This is a genomic window from Saccharopolyspora sp. CA-218241 (assembly GCF_050954615.1).
GTDB lineage: Bacteria > Actinomycetota > Actinomycetes > Mycobacteriales > Pseudonocardiaceae > Saccharopolyspora > Saccharopolyspora cebuensis.
The window spans coordinates 4,732,074-4,750,483 of the sequence record NZ_CP191860.1 but is presented as its reverse complement, the minus strand read 5'-3'; the positions used below and the strand labels follow the sequence as shown (position 1 = coordinate 4,750,483).

General features: G+C 73.5%; 13 protein-coding genes and 1 pseudogene. 8 read left to right on the top strand and 6 right to left on the bottom strand.

All coding sequences use genetic code 11. The features are described from left to right. Positions 1–45 precede the first annotated feature (45 nt). Positions 46–1,383: a peptidase gene (locus ACQP0T_RS22565; RefSeq protein WP_433869864.1), complete on the bottom strand. Its 1,338-nt coding sequence runs from the start codon at positions 1,381–1,383 to the stop codon at positions 46–48. Positions 1,384–1,453: 70 nt separating this feature from the next. Here ACQP0T_RS22565 and glgP point away from each other — a divergent pair, with 70 nt between their 5' ends. Beyond that, complete coding sequence (gene glgP, locus ACQP0T_RS22560) at positions 1,454–4,006, top strand: alpha-glucan family phosphorylase (RefSeq protein WP_433869863.1); 2,553 nt, start codon at positions 1,454–1,456, stop codon at positions 4,004–4,006. Between the two features lie 37 nt (positions 4,007–4,043). On the opposite strand, the gene ACQP0T_RS22555 is transcribed toward glgP, so the two are convergent. The 3 genes from ACQP0T_RS22555 to ACQP0T_RS22545 all read right to left on the bottom strand — a co-directional run bounded on the left by ACQP0T_RS22555 (position 4,044) and on the right by ACQP0T_RS22545 (position 6,511). Beyond that, positions 4,044–5,201, bottom strand: a complete 1,158-nt coding sequence (locus ACQP0T_RS22555; protein ID WP_433869862.1) for a hypothetical protein — start codon at positions 5,199–5,201, stop codon at positions 4,044–4,046. 135 nt (positions 5,202–5,336) lie between these two features. Continuing rightward, positions 5,337–5,735 (bottom strand): rhodanese-like domain-containing protein, encoded by a 399-nt coding sequence (locus ACQP0T_RS22550; RefSeq protein WP_433873815.1) that lies wholly within the window; start codon positions 5,733–5,735, stop codon positions 5,337–5,339. Between the two features lie 116 nt (positions 5,736–5,851). Then, positions 5,852–6,511 carry a cysteine dioxygenase gene (locus ACQP0T_RS22545; RefSeq protein ID WP_433869861.1) on the bottom strand — a complete coding sequence of 220 codons (660 nt, stop codon included), beginning with the start codon at positions 6,509–6,511 and terminating at the stop codon, positions 5,852–5,854. Positions 6,512–6,982: 471 nt separating this feature from the next. Between ACQP0T_RS22545 and ACQP0T_RS22540 the strand changes: the two genes are divergently transcribed. From ACQP0T_RS22540 to hrpA, 3 genes and pseudogenes are all read left to right on the top strand, one after another. Further along, positions 6,983–7,750, top strand: a complete 768-nt coding sequence (locus tag ACQP0T_RS22540; protein WP_433873814.1) for an ABC transporter ATP-binding protein — start codon at positions 6,983–6,985, stop codon at positions 7,748–7,750. A gap of 177 nt (positions 7,751–7,927) precedes the next feature. After that, entirely contained in the window at positions 7,928–8,710 is a 783-nt protein-coding gene (locus tag ACQP0T_RS22535) for an enoyl-CoA hydratase/isomerase family protein (RefSeq protein WP_433869860.1), read from the top strand. Positions 8,711–8,908: 198 nt separating this feature from the next. After that, positions 8,909–12,792 (top strand): annotated as a pseudogene (gene hrpA, locus ACQP0T_RS22530) (ATP-dependent RNA helicase HrpA). 485 nt (positions 12,793–13,277) lie between these two features. On the opposite strand, the gene ACQP0T_RS22525 reads toward hrpA, so the two are convergent. Next, a complete protein-coding gene (locus ACQP0T_RS22525) occupies positions 13,278–14,123 on the bottom strand; it encodes a DegV family protein (protein WP_433869859.1) in 846 nt (281 codons plus the stop codon). 265 nt (positions 14,124–14,388) lie between these two features. On the opposite strand from ACQP0T_RS22525, the gene ACQP0T_RS22520 reads away from it, so the two are divergent. After that, complete coding sequence (locus tag ACQP0T_RS22520) at positions 14,389–15,171, top strand: electron transfer flavoprotein subunit beta/FixA family protein (protein ID WP_345367715.1); 783 nt, start codon at positions 14,389–14,391, stop codon at positions 15,169–15,171. Between the two features lie 32 nt (positions 15,172–15,203). Continuing rightward, positions 15,204–16,163 (top strand): electron transfer flavoprotein subunit alpha/FixB family protein, encoded by a 960-nt coding sequence (locus tag ACQP0T_RS22515; protein WP_433869858.1) that lies wholly within the window; start codon positions 15,204–15,206, stop codon positions 16,161–16,163. 82 nt (positions 16,164–16,245) lie between these two features. On the opposite strand, the gene rnhA is transcribed toward ACQP0T_RS22515, so the two are convergent. Then, positions 16,246–16,701: a ribonuclease HI gene (gene rnhA / locus ACQP0T_RS22510; protein ID WP_433869857.1), complete on the bottom strand. Its 456-nt coding sequence runs from the start codon at positions 16,699–16,701 to the stop codon at positions 16,246–16,248. A 143-nt stretch (positions 16,702–16,844) separates the two neighbouring features. Between rnhA and ACQP0T_RS22505 the strand changes: the two genes are divergently transcribed. Beyond that, positions 16,845–17,582, top strand: coding sequence for a GNAT family N-acetyltransferase (locus ACQP0T_RS22505; protein ID WP_433869856.1), 738 nt, complete (start codon positions 16,845–16,847; stop codon positions 17,580–17,582). Then, positions 17,579–18,355: a lysophospholipid acyltransferase family protein gene (locus ACQP0T_RS22500; protein WP_433869855.1), complete on the top strand. Its 777-nt coding sequence runs from the start codon at positions 17,579–17,581 to the stop codon at positions 18,353–18,355. The genes ACQP0T_RS22505 and ACQP0T_RS22500 overlap by 4 nt, the downstream gene beginning before the upstream one ends. Positions 18,356–18,410: the final 55 nt, after the last annotated feature.

Here is an 18,410-nt window from a genome sequence, read left to right as displayed (position 1 = left end):
CTTCGGGCGAAGACCGGGATCGTCGAAAACCCGGGCGGTGGCCCGTCAGCGCGGCGGCAGGCAGGCCGGTGCGCCGCCGAGCACGCCGTCGCGCAGCGCGGTGACGCGCTCGGATCCGGTCAGCGCGGAGCGGCCCGCCGCGTCGGCGGAGACCCCGTCCACGATGAGCGCGGCTTCCACGGCTTCGTCCAGATCGGCGGGCGAGAGCGCGGGGTCCGACGCGGTGGCGGCGCCGGTGAGGCAGAGCACCGCCGTCCCCGCGGCCGGACCGGTGGTCGGCCGTCCGAGGGCGCGCAGCGCGGTCAGCGCGTAGCGGGAGGCCAGCGCGGTCCCGGTCGCCCGGTCGCCGATGTCGTGGTCGACCTCGGCCAGCGCGGCCCGGTCCAGCAGCACGGTCGGCGGTTCGGCGCAGGCGGCCACCGGCCGCGGACGCGGGCAGCCCGGCGCGGTGCCGGCACGCACCCGGGGGTCCGGCCAGGCGCCGCCCCGCTGCGCGACCACCTCGGCGAAGAAGGCGTCGAGCCGGGCGGTCCGCCCGGGATCGTCGAGCGGCTGCACCGGGTCGTCCGGGCCCGGTTCGGCGACCTCGGGCACCGTCAGCTCCGCGCAGTGCGCCGCCCCGCGGTCGAGGCCGTCCTGGAACGCCGAGATCCGGGCGAAGGCGGTGCCGTGCGTGGTGGTGCCCACCGGGTCGCGGAACACCAGCAGCGCGCGCAGCGCCCCGTCCACCGCGCGCGCGTCCAGCCGCAGGTGCTCCGAGCCGCCCGCGGCGACCCAGCCGAAGAACGCACCGGCGTAGCAGTCGGCCATCGCCTCCACCCGGATCGGGTAAGCGCCGCCGCCGACGTCCATCCCGGTGCGCTGCTGCACCGCGTGCCCGAGCTCGTGGGCCAGCACCAGCAGCACGGCGGCGTCGCCGTAGTGCTCGCGGAGCACCGGCAGCAGTGCCGCGCGGTCCCACGCGATCGCGTCCACGGTCGCGCAGTAGTAGGCGTTGCCTTCGACGTCCTCCACGCCGGCCGAGCACGGCGGGGGCGGCGCCGTGCCGTTCGGGTCGACCGAGAAGAAGCCCCCGTCGAGGTCGCGCCACGGCGCGTCGAACACGGCGGGGAACTCCGCGGCCCAGTACCGCTGGACCTCGGTGACGGCGGTCGCGGCGATCCGGTCGGTGTCGCCGTGGTCGGTGCCGTGCACGAACGCCGGGTCGACGGTGCGCAGCACCACGTCGTCCGCCGGGGCCGTGCACCCGGTGAGCGCGGTGATCAGGGCCAAGGCCGCGAGCAGGGCCCGCCGCGCGGGGAACCCGGTCCCGCGCGGGCGGACCCGCGGCCCCCGGCTGCCGCCGCGCCGGGGAACCGCTGGAGCGCGTTCGAAGGCTGGCACCGGTCCAGCCTCCCACCGCCGGGTGCCGGGCGGCGCGCCGCCACCCGCCCCCGGGATAGGGTCCGCTCCCGTGAGAGCCGTCCACCGCTTCACCGTTCGAGCACACCTGCCCGAGCCGCTCAGCGCGCTCGGCACCCTGGCCACCAACCTCCGCTGGACCTGGCACCCGCCCACCCAGGACCTGTTCGCGGCGGTGGACCCGGAGGTGTGGGCGCGGGTCGGCGGCGATCCGCTGCGGCTGCTCGACGAGGTGCCCGCGGAGCGGTTGCGGCTGCTGGCCGAGGACAAGGAGTTCCTGGCGCGCTGCCGCGCCGTCGACGACGACCTGCGGCGCTACCTGACGGTGCCGCGCTGGTACCAGCAGCGCCAGGACGAGGGGGCCGGGCTGGCCGCGTCGATCGCCTACTTCTCGATGGAGTTCGGGCTCACCGAGGCGATGCCGAACTACTCCGGCGGGCTGGGCGTGCTCGCCGGGGACCACCTCAAGTCCGCCTCGGACCTCGGGGTGCCGATGCTCGGGGTCGGGCTGCTGTACCGCTCCGGCTACTTCCGGCAGGCGCTGTCGGCCGAGGGGTGGCAGCTCGAGCGGTACCCGGTGCTCGACCCCCGCGGGCTGCCGCTGGAACCGCTGTGCGACGAGGGCGGCGCGCCGGTGCTGATCCGGGTGGCGATGCCCGCCGAGCGCACGTTGCACGCGCGGATCTGGAAGGCCCAGGTCGGTCGGGTGCCGCTGCTGCTGCTCGACACGGACCTGCCGGACAACGACGACGACCTGCGCGGCACCACCGACCGGCTCTACGGCGGTGACGCCGAGCACCGCATCCGGCAGCAGATCCTCGCCGGGATCGGCGGGGTCCGCGCGGTCCGCGCCTACTGCGACCTCACCGGGCACCCGCATCCCGAGGTCTTCCACACCAACGAGGGCCACGCCGGTTTCCTCGGGCTGGAGCGGCTGCGCGAGCTGCAGGACGATCCGGGGCTGGAGTTCGACCAGGCGATGGCCGCGGTCCGCGCCGGGACCGTCTACACCACGCACACGCCGGTGCCCGCGGGCATCGACCGGTTCCCGGTGGACCTGGTGCGGCACTACTTCGGCGACGGCTCCCGCCGCGGCCTGCTGCCCGGGGTGCCGACGAACCGGGTGCTGGCGCTGGGCGCGGAGGACAACCTCGGCATGTTCAACATGGCGCACATGGGGCTGCGGCTGGCCCAGCGCGCCAACGGGGTGTCGAAGCTGCACGGGAAGGTCATCCGCACCATGTTCGCCGGGCTGTGGCCGGGTTTCGGCGAGGCGGAGGTGCCGATCAGCTCGGTCACCAACGGGGTGCACGGCCCGTCCTGGTCGGCGCGCGAACTCGGCAAGCTGCTCGGCGAGTCCGAGATGGACAGCGGCGCCGGGCTGCGCGGCATCGAACCGGTCAGCGATTCGCTGCTGTGGGAGCTGCGCTGCTCGCTGCGCCAGCGGCTCGTCGACGAGGTGCGGCGCCGGTTGCGCGAGGCGTGGCTGGAACGCGGCGCCTCCGACCTCGAACTCGGTTGGTGCGACGGGGTGTTCGACCCGGACGTGCTCACCATCGGCTTCGCCCGCCGGGTGCCGACCTACAAGCGGCTGACCCTGATGCTGCGGGACACCGAGCGGTTGCGCGGTCTGCTGCTCGACCAGCGGCGGCCGGTGCAGATCGTGGTCGCCGGCAAGTCGCACCCGGCCGACGAGGGCGGCAAGGCGATGATCCAGAAGATCGTCGAGTTCGCCGACCGCGCCGACGTGCGGCACCGGATCGTCTACCTGCCCAGCTACGACATGGCGCTGGCGAAGTACTTGGTGACCGGGTGCGACGTGTGGCTGAACACGCCGGTGCGCCCGCTGGAGGCGTGCGGGACCTCGGGGATGAAGGCGGCGCTCAACGGCGTGCTGAACCTGTCGGTCCGGGACGGCTGGTGGGACGAGATGTTCGACGGCGACAACGGCTGGGCGATCCCGAACGCGCGCGGCGTCACCGACCCGAACCGGCGCGACGACCTGGAGGCCGGCGGGCTCTACGAGCTGATCAGCGACCAGGTGGCGCCGATGTTCTACGAGCGCGACACCGATGGTGTGCCGGGCAAGTGGATGTCGATGGTCCGGCACACGCTGGCCACCCTCGGACCCCGGGTGCAGGCCTCGCGCATGGTGCGGGAGTACGTCGACGACCACTACACCCCGGCCGCGAACTCGGCGCGCGCCGTGGCCGCCGACGGTTTCCGGGGCGCGAAGGAGGTCGCCCGGTACCGGGAGCGGCTGCACGCCTCCTGGACCTGGGTGCGGGTCGGTGCCACCGGGATGTCGGTGCCCGGCGGCGGCGCGCCGCTGCTCGGCGGCGACGTGGTGGTGCACGCGGAGATCGACCTGGCCGGGCTCGACGAATCCGATGTGGACGTCGAGGTGGTGGTCGGCCGCGTCGACGACTCCGACGAGCTGCACGACTTCGTCACCCGCTCGATGCACCCGGTCGGCGGCGGCCGGTACGAGGCGGAGGTGACCCTCCCGCACGCCGGACCGGCCGGCTACACCGTGCGGGTGCTGCCCACCCACCCGCTGCTGTCCGGTCCGGCGGAACTCGGCAAGGTCGTCCTCGCGGGCTGATCCGTCGAGGGCCGGTCGGGTCGACGCGGCTGGTGCGTCAGGCGACGTGGAGCCGTTGGTGGGTCTCGACGACGCGGGGCCACCACGGGGCGAGGTCTTCCGCGCGGGCCAGGGCAGCGCGGGCGGCGGCGTTGTCCTGCTTGGCCATGTGCGCCCGAGCCAGGGTTGCGAAGTCGTCGGCGCGGGACAGCGGCGAGGTGTTGTGCTCGGCGCCGATCGCCGCGAGCCGGGCGGCCTCGTCCGGTTCGCCTTCGATCAGCGCCAGCAGGCCCTTGGTGCCGCTGAGCTGGAATTCGGGGTAGCCGAGCCGGATCGCGTCGTCCAGCGCCTTCTTCGCCAGCGGCAGCAGGTCGTCGGGCGGGAGCTGTTCGGCTTCCACCGCGGCGAAGCCGAGTCCCGCCATCCCGGCCAGCAGGTAGGACATCTCGCGCGGTCCGGCGTCCCGGCCGGACAGGTGGTCGAGCAGCAGCAGGCAGGCCTGCGCGTACTCCCCGCAGGCCTCGTGCAGGCTGACGCGGCAGGACACCGTGGCGTTGAGGTCGGGGTGCTGCCGCACCAGCTCGTCGACGTGGGCCCGCGACCCGTCGATGTCGCCCGCGCGCAGCGCCTCGTATGCGCGGGCGGCCATCGGTGCCGCGCGGAACTCGTCGCGCTCGGGCCGCGGCATCCGGGGCAGGCCGAACAGGAGCCACCCGGTCGAGGTCGCCATCGGGGCCCGGCGCGGCCAGAGCTTGTACAGCATCAGCGGGGTCGCCGCCAGCGCCGCGCCCCGGCCGAACGGCAGCTCCGCGAGCGTCCACGCGCCCACCGCGGCGGCGACCCCGGCCAGCGCCGACACGAGTCCGGCCAGCCAGCAGCGCAGCACCACCGGGGAACGCCACGGACCGATCTCGGCGCTGAGGGTCACCGGCAGCGCCCGGACGGTGATCGTCACCCGGCCCGCCTGCCAGGACGCCACCCGGCGCATCGCGCCGAACACCACGTGCCGGACCCGGAGGCCGAACAGCGCCGAGCCGAGCAGCAGGCCGAGCTGCGTCGCGATCGGCAGCGCGATCACGCCGACGAGCGCACCGAGCAACCCGAGCGCCACCCCGGAGCCCCCGGTGCCGAGCGTGGCTTCGACGGCGGTCACGACGACCGCACCGATCACGGCCGCCACGAACCACGGGCGGGACAGCAGGTTCTGCGCGCGCACGGGACGAACCTACGGGACCGCCGGGGCCCGGTGGGCTGGCTTCGGCGAACCCACCGCGTCCCGGCTGCGGCACCCGACCCGGAGGCCGCCCGGACAGCAGGGCGGCGCCGCCCGGGACGGCGCGCGCAGTGCTCGTCAGGGCGGGTGGTGCACCGGCAGCCCCGCCGACTTCCACGCCCGGAAACCGCCGTCCAGGTCGGTGGCGCGGGTCAGCCCGAGGTCCTGCGCCTGCGCCGCGGCGAGGCTGGACGCGTAGCCCTCGTTGCAGACGAGGATGACGGGCAGATCGGTGCGCAGTCCCGCGAGGCGGTGCGGTCCGCCGGGATCCAGCCGCCACTCCAGCACGAGCCGCTCGACGGTCAGCGCACCGGGGATCTCGCCGTCGGCCAGCCGGTCGGACTGCGGCCTGATGTCGACGATCAGGCCGCCGTCGCGTTGCGCGGCGAACGCCTGCTGCGGGGTGAGCCGCTCGAGCTGCTCGCGCGCATCGGAGAGCAGGTGGTCGATCCCGAACGGTCCGGCGGAGAGGCTCAGCCCCCGGCGCACGGCGTCCTCCGGTGCCGGATCGACCGCTGCCGGATCGACCGGTGCCGGATCGACGGAGCCCGAGCGGGCGGGTCCGCGGGGAACGGGGTGGCCGCCGGTGGTCGTCATCGCGTCCCCTCGGAGCCGTGCGGGAAGGCGACATCGGTCGTACCGGTGGCGTCCACTGCGGACAGGTCGTCGTAGTGGCGCACCGGCCGCAGCGGCGGGGAGTGGGCGTGGACGCTGGCCGCGTTGACCGAAGACGTGTTGACGACCTGGTGGGCCCGGTCGCCGCCGAAGCCGATCGCGGTGCCGAGTTCGCGATCCGCGGTGCGGACGGGGCCGTGCGGGTGGCGGTAGTGCTCGCGGAGTTCGCCGAAGAGCACGGCGAAGGAACCGGCGGCGCCGTCGTGGTCGTGCGGTCGGGTCCTCTGGCCCGGTGCCCAGGACAGCAGCCAGAGCTCCACGCCCCGGGTGAGACCGAGCTTGACCGACCACCGCCGGTCGTCGTGGATCTCCACCACGTCGAGCAGCGGACCCGCGAATTCGGCGATCACCCGGGCGGTCAGGTCCCGGAGCTCGCGCGGGGTCCAGCGGAGGTGCTCGGGGCGGAGCAGATCGTGCGGGAACGCCCGTTCCACGCCGGGATGCAGGTGGGCCGTGCCGGGTGCGGGCAGGTCGTCGGTGGGGACGTAGGTGTCGAGCGGGGCGGGGGCGTCGAGCGGGGCGGGAACCTCGAGCGGGGCGGGGCCGCTGGGGATGTGCTGCTGCGGTAGCGCGTTCATCGGATCTCCGGGAGGGCGTCGCGAGGGCGTGCGGGTGGCGCGGCAGCAGCGCTCCGCGAGCAGGAGCGGTGAGCGGTGGACGCGCCGCGCAGGCGCGCCCCGAGCGGGGCGCGCGGACGTTCGCCTCAGCGACAGGCGGAGGTGACGACCCGGAACAGGTCGGTCACGCGATCGCGGGTGAGCAACGAATCGGCCACGCCGCCGAGAGTGGCACGTCGACAGCCCCGGTACCAGCAGGAGCACCGCCGTCCCGGCATCTGGACCACCCGCGACGCCATGATCACCCGCGCGGGGGAAGCGCAGGGTCCTCCCCGGCGCAGCGCAGCCAGGTGGGGACGGAACAATGACTTCCCGGAGGGGACCTGCCGGACACCTGCGGCGGTCCGGACGGAGACGAACCGGGCGCGCGTCGCCGCGGGCGCCGCGGTCAGTCACGGCTGGGAGGTAGACGTGGACGACCTCGTCATCCGCATGGATGGCGTCGGGGTCCGGCGGGGCAAGACCGCGCTGGTCGCTGACGTGAATTGGTCTGTCGAGCTCGATGAGCGCTGGGTCGTCCTGGGCCCCAACGGCGCGGGCAAGACGACCCTGATGAAGCTCGCCAGCACCGAGATGCACCCCAGCGACGGGGTCGTGGAGGTGCTCGGTGAACGCCTCGGCAAGACCAACGTCTTCGAACTGCGCCCGCGCATCGGGTTGAGCTCGGCGGCGCTGACCAACCGGATCCCCGCCGACGAGGCCGTGCGCGACGTGGTGGTCAGCGCCGGGTACGCCGTCCTCGGCCGGTGGTCCGAGGAGTACGAGGAGATGGACACCGAGCGCGCCGAGGAGCTGCTGGACCTGCTCGGCGTCGCGCACCTGGCCGAACGTCCGTTCGGCACCCTGTCCGAGGGCGAGCGCAAGCGCACCACCATCGCGCGCGCCCTGATGACCGACCCGGAACTGCTGCTGCTCGACGAGCCCGCCGCCGGGCTCGACCTGGGCGGCCGCGAAGACCTGGTGGCGCGGCTGTCGGCGTTGGCGCTGGACCCCGACGCCCCGGCCTCGGTGCTGGTGACGCACCACGTGGAGGAGATCCCGCCCGGGTTCACCCATGCGCTGCTGCTGCGCGGCGGCACGGTCGTCGCCCAGGGCCTGCTCGACGACGTCCTCACCGAGGACAACCTCTCCGCCACCTTCGGTCAGGACCTGGAGCTCCAGCGCAGCGGTGACCGGTTCTTCGCCCGTCGGCGCGGCTGACCGCCCGCCCCGGACCTCGCCGTGCTCGTCGGTGCGGACGGCCGGCGGCCGGGCGCTGCCGCACCGGGGAGCGCGGGCGGCGGGGTGAGCGCCGGGCCCGCTCGCGGGCGGTGCCGGAACCGGGCCCTGCGCGATAGCCTTCCCGTCGAGGTGGCTGTTCGACGAGGAGGTTGCTGCGTGGGCGAGTTCGTCAAGCTCGAAGTGGACGGTGCTGTCGGGACGATCCGGTTGGACCGGCCCCCGATGAACGCGCTGAACCGGCAGATCGAGCAGGAGCTGCACGAGGTCGCGATCGAAGCGTCCCGGCGCGAGGACGTCCGCGCCGTCATCGTCTACGGCGGGGAGAAGGTCTTCGCGGCAGGCGCGGACATCAAGGAAATGGCGGACATGTCCTACGCCGACATGGCGACCAAGGAGCAGCACGGGCTGTCCGCCGCGATGAGCGCCGTCGCCGCCATCCCGAAGCCGACGGTGGCGGCCCTCACCGGCTACGCCCTTGGCGGCGGGTTCGAGCTCGCCCTGGCGTGCGATCGCCGGATCGCGGGGGACAACGTCAAGGTCGGGCAGCCCGAGATCCTGCTCGGCACGATCCCGGGGGCGGGCGGCACGCAGCGGCTGGCGCGGCTGGTCGGGCCGAGCAAGGCCAAGGACATCATCTACACCGGTCGGTTCGTGGCCGCCGATGAGGCGCTGGCCTGCGGCATGGTCGACGAGATCGTGCCGCAGGACGAGGTGTACGCGGCCGCCCGGCGCTGGGCGGAGCAGTTCACCGGGGGTGCGGCCCGGGCGCTGGCGGCGGCCAAGGCGGCCATCGACGGCGGCCTGGACGTCGATCTGGACAGCGGGCTGAAGCTGGAGACGCACCTGTTCGCCGGCACCTTCGCCACCGAGGACCAGGGCATCGGGATGCGGTCCTTCGTCGAGAACGGACCGGGCAAGGCCGAATTCACCGGTCGGTGAACCGGCGGGCCGCCATGCCCGTCGGCGCCTCCGGGAGTGGTCCGGGTCACCGCTGCTCCCGGAGGTGGGCCCGCTCGCTGTGAGCGGTGCGAAAACCGGAAGCGCCGCGCGCGGGTGCTTCTCTATGCTGGAAGCGGTATGGGTACCCCCGCTGCGACTTCTCCGCTCGTCGACCTGCGCGATCGCTTGCCCCGGCTGATGCTGCACGACCAGCGTCGGCTGCGTCGGCGCATCGAGGGCGCCCGCAAGATCCGCGATCCCGAGGCGGTCCGGTCGGTCGCCGCCGAGATCGCCACCGATGTCCAAGCCGCCGAACACCGCGTCGAGCAGCGCGAGGCGGCGGTGCCGGAACTCCGCTACCCGGAGTCGCTGCCGGTCAGCCAGCGCCGGGAGGACCTGCTGGCGGCGATCCGGGACAACCAGGTCGTGATCGTCGCGGGCGAGACCGGCTCGGGCAAGACCACCCAGCTCCCGAAGATGTGCCTGGAGCTGGGCCGCGGCGTCCAGGGCATGATCGGCCACACCCAGCCGAGGCGGCTCGCGGCCCGCACCGTGGCCGAACGGGTCGCCGAGGAGCTCGACACCGAGCTGGGCACCGCGATCGGCTACCAGGTGCGGTTCACCGAGCGCGCCGGCGAGGACACCCTGGTCAAGCTGATGACCGACGGCATCCTGCTCGCCGAGATCCAGCGCGACCGGATGCTGCGCCGCTACGACACCCTGATCATCGACGAGGCGCACGAGCGCAGCCTCAACATCGACTTCCTGCTCGGCTACCTCAAGCAGCTGCTGCCGCGCCGCCCCGACCTCAAGGTGATCATCACCTCGGCCACCATCGACCCCGAGCGGTTCTCCCGGCACTTCGACGACGCCCCGGTCGTCGAGGTGTCCGGTCGCACCTACCCGGTGGAGGTCCGCTACCGGCCGCTGGTCGACGACTCCGACGAGGCCGAGGACGTCGTGCGCGACCAGACGCAGGCGATCTGCGAGGCGGTCGACGAGCTGGCCGCGGAGGGGCCCGGGGACGTCCTGGTGTTCCTCAGCGGCGAACGGGAGATCCGGGACACCGCGGAGGCGCTCGAGCGGCAGGACCGGCCGGGCACCGAGGTGCTGCCGCTGTACGCGCGGCTGTCGGCCGCCGAGCAGCACCGGGTGTTCCGGCCGCACGCGGGACGGCGGATCGTGCTCGCCACCAACGTGGCCGAGACCTCGTTGACGGTGCCGGGGATCAAGTACGTGATCGACCCGGGGACCGCCCGCATCTCCCGGTACAGCTTTCGCACCAAGGTGCAGCGGCTGCCCATCGAACCGATCTCGCAGGCTTCGGCGAACCAGCGCAAGGGGCGGTGCGGTCGCGTCTCGGAGGGCATCTGCATCCGGCTGTACTCCGAGGAGGACTTCCTCGCGCGCCCGGAGTTCACCGATCCGGAGATTCTGCGGACCAACCTCGCCTCGGTGATCCTGCAGATGACCTCGCTCGGGCTCGGCGAGATCGAGTCGTTCCCGTTCGTCGAGCCGCCGGACCGCCGCCAGATCACCGACGGGCTCAACCTGCTGCACGAGCTGGGTGCGCTGGACCGCACCAAGAAGGACCTGACCAAGCAGATCACGGCGGTCGGCCGGAAGCTGTCGCAGCTGCCGATCGATCCCCGGCTGGCCCGGATGGTGCTGGAGGCCGAGCGCAACGGGTGCGTGCGCGAACTGCTGGTGCTCACCGCGGCGCTGTCCATCCAGGACCCGCGGGAGCGGCCCGCGGAGAAGAAGGAGGCGGCCGACCAGCAGCACGCGCGCTTCGCCGACAAGGAGTCGGACTTCACCGCGTACCTGAACCTGTGGACGTACCTGCGGGAGAAGCAGCGGGAGCTGTCCAGCAACCAGTTCCGCCGGCTGTGCCGCAGCGAGTACCTCAACCACCTCCGGGTGCGGGAGTGGCAGGACCTCTACGCCCAGCTCCGCCAGCTGGTCAAGGGCATGGGGCTGTCGCTCAACGACGAGCCCGCCGACAGCGCGCGGGTGCACCAGTCGCTGCTCGCCGGGCTGCTCTCGCACGTCGGCCTCAAGGACGCGGAGAAGAAAGCCGGACCGCAGGGCAGGGGCGCCACCGAGTTCCAGGGCGCGCGCAACGCGCGGTTCGCGATCTTCCCCGGTTCGGCGCTGTTCAAGAAGCCGCCGCGCTGGGTGATGGCCGCCGAGCTGGTCGAGACGTCCCGGCTGTGGGCGCGGATCGCGGCCCGGATCGAACCCGAGTGGGTGGAGCGGCAGGCGCAGCACCTGGTCAAGCGCAGCTACAGCGAGCCCCACTGGGAGAAGGACCGCGCGTCGGTGGTGGCCTACGAGAAGGTCACCCTCTACGGCATCCCGCTGGTCGCCTCGCGCAAGGTGCAGTACGGGCGGATCGATCCGGAGCTGTCCCGGGAGCTGTTCATCCGGCATGCGCTGGTGGAGGGCGACTGGGAGACCCGGCACGCCTTCTTCCGGGAGAACCGGGCGCTGCTCGAGGAGGTCGAGGACCTCGAGCAGCGGGCCCGCCGTCGGGACATCCTGGTCGACGACGAGACCCTGTTCGACTTCTACGACCGGCGCGTGGGGGCGGAGGTCGTCTCCGGGCGGCACTTCGACACGTGGTGGAAGCAGGTCCGCAAGGAGCGGCCGGACCTGCTCAACTTCGAGAAGCCGATGCTCATCAACGAGTCGTCGGCGGCGGTCAGCGACCAGGACTACCCGGACACCTGGCAGGTCGGGGCGCACCGGCTGCCGCTGACCTACCAGTTCGAACCGGGTGCCGACGCCGACGGCGTCACGGTGCACATCCCGGTGGCCGTGCTGAACCAGGTGGACGGTGCCGGCTTCGACTGGTTGATCCCCGGGCTGCGCGAGGAACTGGTGACCGCGCTGCTGAAGTCGTTGCCCAAGCAGCTCCGGCGCAACTTCGTGCCCGCCCCGGACTACGCCCGCGCGGTGCTGGCCCGCACCGCGCCGTCCCGGGGGCCCCTGGTGGACGCGGTGCGCGACCAGCTCCGGGCGATGACCGGAGTGGTGGTGCCCCCGGCGAGCTGTCCCTCGACCGGCTGCCGGACCACCTGCGCATGACCTTCCGGGTGGTCGACGGGAAGGGGCGCTCGCTCGGCGAGTCCAAGGACCTGGAGTCGTTGCGCGAGCGGCTGCGGCCGCGGTTGCGGGCCGAGATCTCCGCCGCCGCGGACGACGTCGAGCGCAGCGGTCTGCGCTCCTGGGACTTCGACCGGCTCCCGGACACCTTCGAGCAGTCCCGCGGCGGTCACGCCGTCAAGGCCTTCCCCGCGCTGGTGGACGAGGGCGACAGCGTCGGGGTGCGGGTGTTCGACACCGCCGACGAGCAGCGCCAGGCCCTGTGGCGGGGCACCCGCCGCATGCTGCTGCTCAACCTGCCCTCGCCGGTGAAGTCGCTGCAGCGGGGCCTGAGCGGGACCAGCAGGCTGCTGCTGGGCAGCAGCCCGCACGGTGACCTGACCGCGGTGCTGGAGGACTGCGCGAGCTGCGCGGTGGACCGGCTGATCGCCGACCACGGCGGGCCCGCCTGGGACCGGTCCGGCTACGCCGAGCTGGAGGCGTTCGTGCGGGCGCGGCTGGGCAGCGCCACCGCAGGCATCGTTTCCGTCGTGGAGAAGGTGCTGACCGCCGACCAGCAGGTGCGCGCGCGGTTGGCCGACCGGCCTGCCGGGGCTCCGGCCGAGTCGATCGCCGACATCGAGGACCAGCTCGCCGGTCTGCTGCACCCCGGGTTCATCACCGGCACCGGGTGGCGGCGGTTGTCCGATGTGGTCCGCTACCTGCGCGGTGTCGAGCAGCGCTTGGACAAGCTGGTGCACCACCCGAAGCGCGACCTGGAATGGATGGCGCAGGTGCACGAGGTCGAGGACCGCTACCGCGCGCTGCTGGACGAGGTGCCGTCGGGGCGCCTGCCGAGCGAGGCGCTGCTCGCGGTCGGGTGGATGATCGAGGAACTGCGGGTGAGCCTGTTCGCGCAGACGGTGGGCACGGCGCACCCGGTGTCGCCCAAGCGCATTCACCGCGCGATGGACAAGGCCGCCGGGGGCGCCTGACACCGGCGGTCGTCTCCGCGGCCGCCGCGGTGGTGGTTGCGGGGGCCGGAGCCGCCGCGCATCCTCCCTCGGCGGTGCGCCGACCGGGCGAGGACGCGGTGCGGTGGTGCTGGACGGGGTTCGGGGGTGCGGATCCACGGTGTCTCCTCGGGACGGGAGCATCCCGACGCCGGTCGCCTCGGTGCCGCAGGGAACAGCGACGGGCGCGCCGGGGCTACCGCGCATTCCGGCGGAAAGCGCGGTCGTGTTCGTCGGGGTGCGTCGTGGCGGTGCCGGAACTCGTTGGCACCGCGCGGATAGGTTCGGGAGCGGCCAGCACGGTCCGATGTGGACCGCTGCGGAACGCTCAACACCGAGTATCCGGACTCGAACACCTGTTTGTCATCACTCGGTGGAGTGGATCGCTCCGGCGAACCGGCATCTGCGCTCGGCGCCGGGGATCAGGACGGCGGGGACCAGCGCGCCGGCGAGCAGCGCACCGGCGATCAGGGCACCGGCGACACCGTGACGCCGAGCGCGCCCGGCCCGGCGTGGGCGCCCAGGACCGCGCTGGTCTCGGCCAGGGTGGCCCGCCGCACCTGGGGGATCCGGGACCGCAGCTCGTCGAGCACCTGCTGGGCCCGCTCGGCGGCCTCGAAGTGCTCGACGCCGATGTCCACGGGGGCGCCGCCCGCCTTCCGCGCCGCACCGGCCACGGCCTTCTTCAGCGCGCGCTCCGGTCCGATCCCGGTGGTGTGCTGCCCGATGATGCCGTCCTCGAGCGCAAGCACGGGCTTGATCGACAAGGTCTGCCCGAACCAGGCGCGGGCCCGGCCGATCCGCCCACCGCGCTGCAGGTACTCCAGGGTGTCCACGTAGAGGAGCTGCATCGTGCTGCGCAGCCGCAGGTCCAGCACGTTCATCACGCCCTGGGCGGTCGCACCGCCCGCGGCGGCCTCGGCGGCGGCGATCACCGGGTAGCCGAGCCCGAGCCCGACCAGGCGGGAGTCCACCACGTACACCGGGATGCCGATCTCGGCGGCTGCGGCGCGGGCGGATTCGCAGGTGCGGGAGAGCCCTTCGGAGATGTGGATGGACAGGATCGCCTCGGCGCCCGCCGCGGCCGCGTCCTGGTAGTTCCAGAAGAACGCGGGCGCCGGGGGCTCGGCGGTCGTGACCGGGACGTCGGCGCGCATCGCGTCGGCGACATCCCGGTGCGGCACCCGGCGCTCGTCGTTCTGCTCGTCGCCGACCGCCAGCTCGAGCTGGACGACGGCGATGCCCAGCCGCTCGGCGATCTCCGGCGGGATGGAGGCCGTCGAGTCGGTGACGATGGCGACGCGTTGGCTCATGCGATCCAGGCTACTCATGGGTAAAGCGTTTCCAAGGCCTCCGCGGCGAGCTGCCCGTTCGGCCGGACCTGGGGTGGAATCGTGAGTACCATCACCCGTCGTCGCAGGTTGCGTGGCTGCTACCCGCAAGTAACATCCAGGGTGGTTGCCATCACTGTGCTTGCGGTGTGGTGACATGGCAAGGTCAACCTTTCCCGGGACCGCGTTCCGGGCGCAGCAACCGCAGCGACACCGTCGTCAGTCCGCAGGAGGTCGAAGAGGGCCCATGAACATCGTCGTCCTGGTCAAGCAGGTGCCTGACACGTATTCCGAGCGGAAGCTCACGGACGCGGACCACACGCTGGACCGCGAATCCGCGGACGCGGTGCTCGACGAGATCAACGAGCGCGCGGTGGAAGAGGCGCTGCAGCTCACCGAGGCCCACGGCGGCGAGGTCACGGCCGTCTGCATGGGTCCGGACCGGGCGACCGACGCGATCCGCAAGGCGCTGTCGATGGGCGCGCACAAGGCGGTGCACCTGTCCGACGAGGCGCTGCACGGCACCGACGCCCCCGCGACCGCGCGGGCGCTGGCGAAGGTGATCGGGGCCCAGGAGTCCGTCGACCTGGTGGTCGCGGGCAACGAGGCCACCGACGGCCGCAGCGGCGCCGTCCCGGCGATGATCGCGGAGGCCCTGGGCTGGCCGCAGCTCACCTTCGCCCGCAAGGTCGAGGTGGACGGCAGCACGGTGCGCATCACCCGGGAGACCGACGCGGGCCTGGTCGACGTCGAGGCGTCCACCCCCGCGGTCGTGTCCGTCACCGAGAAGATCAACGAGCCCCGGTACCCGTCCTTCAAGGGCATCATGGCCGCCAAGAAGAAGCCCGTCTCGGTGCTGACCCTGGCCGACGCCGGGATCGACGCCTCGGAGGTCGGGCTGGCCAACGCCGCCTCGCAGGTGGTGGAGTCGGCGCCGAAGCCGCCGAAGCAGGCCGGGCAGAAGGTCACCGACGAGGGCACCGGCGGTTCGCAGATCGCCGAGTACCTGGTCGGCCAGAAGTTGATCTGAAGTCGTTCACGAGCATTCGAGGAGGCGTAGAGATGTCTGAGGTCCTGGTCCTCGTCGACCACGTGGACGGCGAAGCCAAGAAGGTCAGCTACGAGCTGCTGACGGCGGCGAAGCGGCTCGGTGAGCCCGCCGCGGTGGTCGTCGGCGAGCCCGGCACCGCCGAGAAGCTGAGCTCGGCGCTGGGCGGCCACGGGGCGGCGAAGGTGTACGCCGCCGAATCCGCCGAGGCCGGTTCCTACCTGGTCACCCCGCAGGTCGACGTGCTCGCGGAGCTGGTCGGCAAGGTCTCGCCCGCGGCGGTGCTGATCCCGGCGTCCACCGACGGCAAGGAGATCGCCGGCCGACTCGCGATCCGGCTGGGCTCCGGGCTGCTGTCGGAGGTCGTGGACGTCGACGCCGAGGGCGTGGCCGCGCACTCGCTGTTCGGCGGCTCCTACACCGCCAAGGCGAAGGTGGCCACCGGCACGCCGGTGATCACCGTGCTGCCCGGCTCGGTGGAGCCCGAGGAAGCCGCCGGTGCCGGTGCCGTCGAGCAGGTCGAGGTGCCCGCCCAGGACGCCGCCAAGGCCGCGCGGATCACCGGCCGGCAGCCGGTGGAGGCCGGTGACCGGCCCGAGCTGACCGAGGCCGGCGTGGTCGTCTCCGGTGGCCGCGGCGTCGGCTCGGCGGAGTCCTTCGAGGTCGTCGAGAAGCTGGCGGACTCGCTGGGCGGGGCCGTCGGGGCCTCCCGCGCCGCGGTGGACTCCGGCTTCTACCCGCACCAGTTCCAGGTCGGCCAGACCGGCAAGACGGTGTCCCCGCAGCTCTACATCGCGCTGGGCATCTCGGGTGCGATCCAGCACCGCGCCGGGATGCAGACGTCCAAGACGATCGTCGCGGTGAACAAGGACGCGGAGGCCCCGATCTTCGAGATCGCCGACTACGGCGTCGTCGGCGACCTGTTCCAGGTGGCCCCGCAGCTCACCGAGGAGATCGGCAAGCGCAAGGGCTGAACGACCCGCCCGCGGTGGGCGGCCCGCACCAGTGCGGGCCGCCCACCGCTGCGTTCGGGGGCGGTCTCCTCGCAGCGGGGTCTCAGCGGGCCTCGTCGCGGCCCCGGCAGGCGAGCCGGTCGGCCCGCTCGTTCTCGACGTGCCCGTTGTGCCCCTTGACCCACTGCCACTGGATGTCGCCGTGCCGGGCGCATTCGGCGTCGAGCCGCTGCCACAGCTCGGCGTTCTTCACGGGTTGCTTGGCGGCGGTGCGCCAGCCGTTGCGCTTCCAGCCCGGCAGCCACTTGGTGATCCCGTTGAGCACGTAGCTGCTGTCGCTGTGGACCCGCACGGCGGGCACCGGCCGGGTCAGCGCCGCGAGCCCCTCGATGACCGCCGTCAGCTCCATCTTGTTGTTGGTGGTGGCGGCATCGCTGCCGTGCAGCTCGCGCTCGTGCGTCCCGTAGCGCAGCACGACGCCCCAGCCGCCCGGGCCGGGGTTGCCGCTGCACGCGCCGTCGGTGTAGATCTCGACGATGGCTCGGTCCTCGGTGCTCACCCGGGCAATCTAGGCGATACCGCGCGGAGTTCCCCCGGGCGGGCGCGAGCGCTCGGCGCGTCGCGCGCGGTTCACCGGATGTTCGGCCCCAGGGCCCGTCTTCGGCCTACCGGCGGTTCTCCGCCCGGCGGTACACCTGCGTCATGTCGCCAGACGCTGCACTCGCCGCCGCGACAACCCCGGCGGCCGCCCGGTATTCGATGGTCGTCACCCGCGACCCGCTCGACGTGCTCGCCGCCCAGCGGTTGCGCGCGCAGGTCTTCGGCGCCGAGTGGGGAGTGGCCCTCGGCGCGTTCGACCAGGACCGGTTCGACGACCACTGCGACCACCTCCTCGTCCGCGACGACCTCAGCGGTGCGGTCGTCGGCACCTATCGCCTGCTGCCCCCGCAGCGGGCCGCGGCGGGGCTGTACTCGGCGGAGGAGTTCGACCTCACCGCGCTCGACCCGCTGCGCCCCGGCCTGGTGGAGGCGGGCCGCTCCTGCGTGCACCCGGACCACCGCAACGGCGCGGTCGTCGGCCTGGTGTGGTCGGGGATCGCGCGCTACCTCGACGAACACGGCCACCGGTGGCTCGCCGGGTGCGCCTCGGTGCCGCTGGACGACGGCGGGGCGCTGGCCGCGCGGGTCTGGGACGCGGTGTCGCGCAGGCACTACGCCCCGCCGCGCCACCGGGTCCACCCGCACCGCGAATTCCGCCCGGGGCCGACCACCGCGCGCGGCCCGCTGCCGCCGCTGCTGCGCGGGTACCTGCGGCTCGGTGCGCAGGTCTGCGGCAGGCCGGCGCACGACGAGGAGTTCGGGGTGGCGGACTTCTTCGTGCTGCTGGACTTCGCCGCGGTCGACCACCGCTACCTGCGCTACTGGGGCGTGGCCGGATGACCGGTCCGTGGTCGCCGGTGTCGCCGTGCGGACCGACCTGCCTGCCGGACCGGGGCCGGGAGGTTCCCGCCGCCCTGGTGCTGCTGCGGCTGGCGGTCCTGATCGGGTTGCTGCCGCTGGGCGTGCTGCTGGCGCTGCTGCCCGCGGGGCTGCGGAGGTGGTGGTCACCGCGGTGGTTCCGCGCCGTGCTGCGCGCGGTCGGCGTCCGGTGGGTGGTGCGCGGGACCCCGCCGGAGCGCGGGGAGCTGGTGGTGGCCCACCACGTGTCCTGGCTGGACGTGGTGCTGCTGCAGGCGGTCGGGCCGCTGCGCATGGTCGCGAAGGCCGAGCTCCGGGACTGGCCGCTGCTGGGCGGGGTGGCGCATCGCTTCGGCGTGCTGTTCCTGCACCGGGACCGGTTGCGGGCGTTGCCGGGCGCGGTCGCCGAGGTGTCCGGTGCGCTGCGCTCCGGCGCGGTGGTGGGCGCGTTCCCGGAGGGGACCACGTGGTGCGGCCGGTCGGCGGGGCGGTTCCGGCCGGCGCTGTTCCAGGCCGCCCTCGACGCCGGTGCCCCGGTGCGCCCGGTGGCGCTGCGCTACCTGGCGGCCGGGGCGCCGACCACGGCGGTGGCGTTCGTCGGGGAGGCGTCCCTGCTGAGCTCGGTGCTCGGGGTGGCGCGCTGCTCCGGGCTGGTCGCGGAGGTGGTGTTCCGGCCGCCGTGCCGGGCGGAGGACCGCCGCGGGCTCGCCCGGTCGGCCCAGCTGTCGGCCCAGGAGTCGGCGCTGCCGGTGTGACCTGCCTCGCCGGGGGTGCGGAGCTGGGTACTCGGCTCGGCGGCGGGTGCGGCTG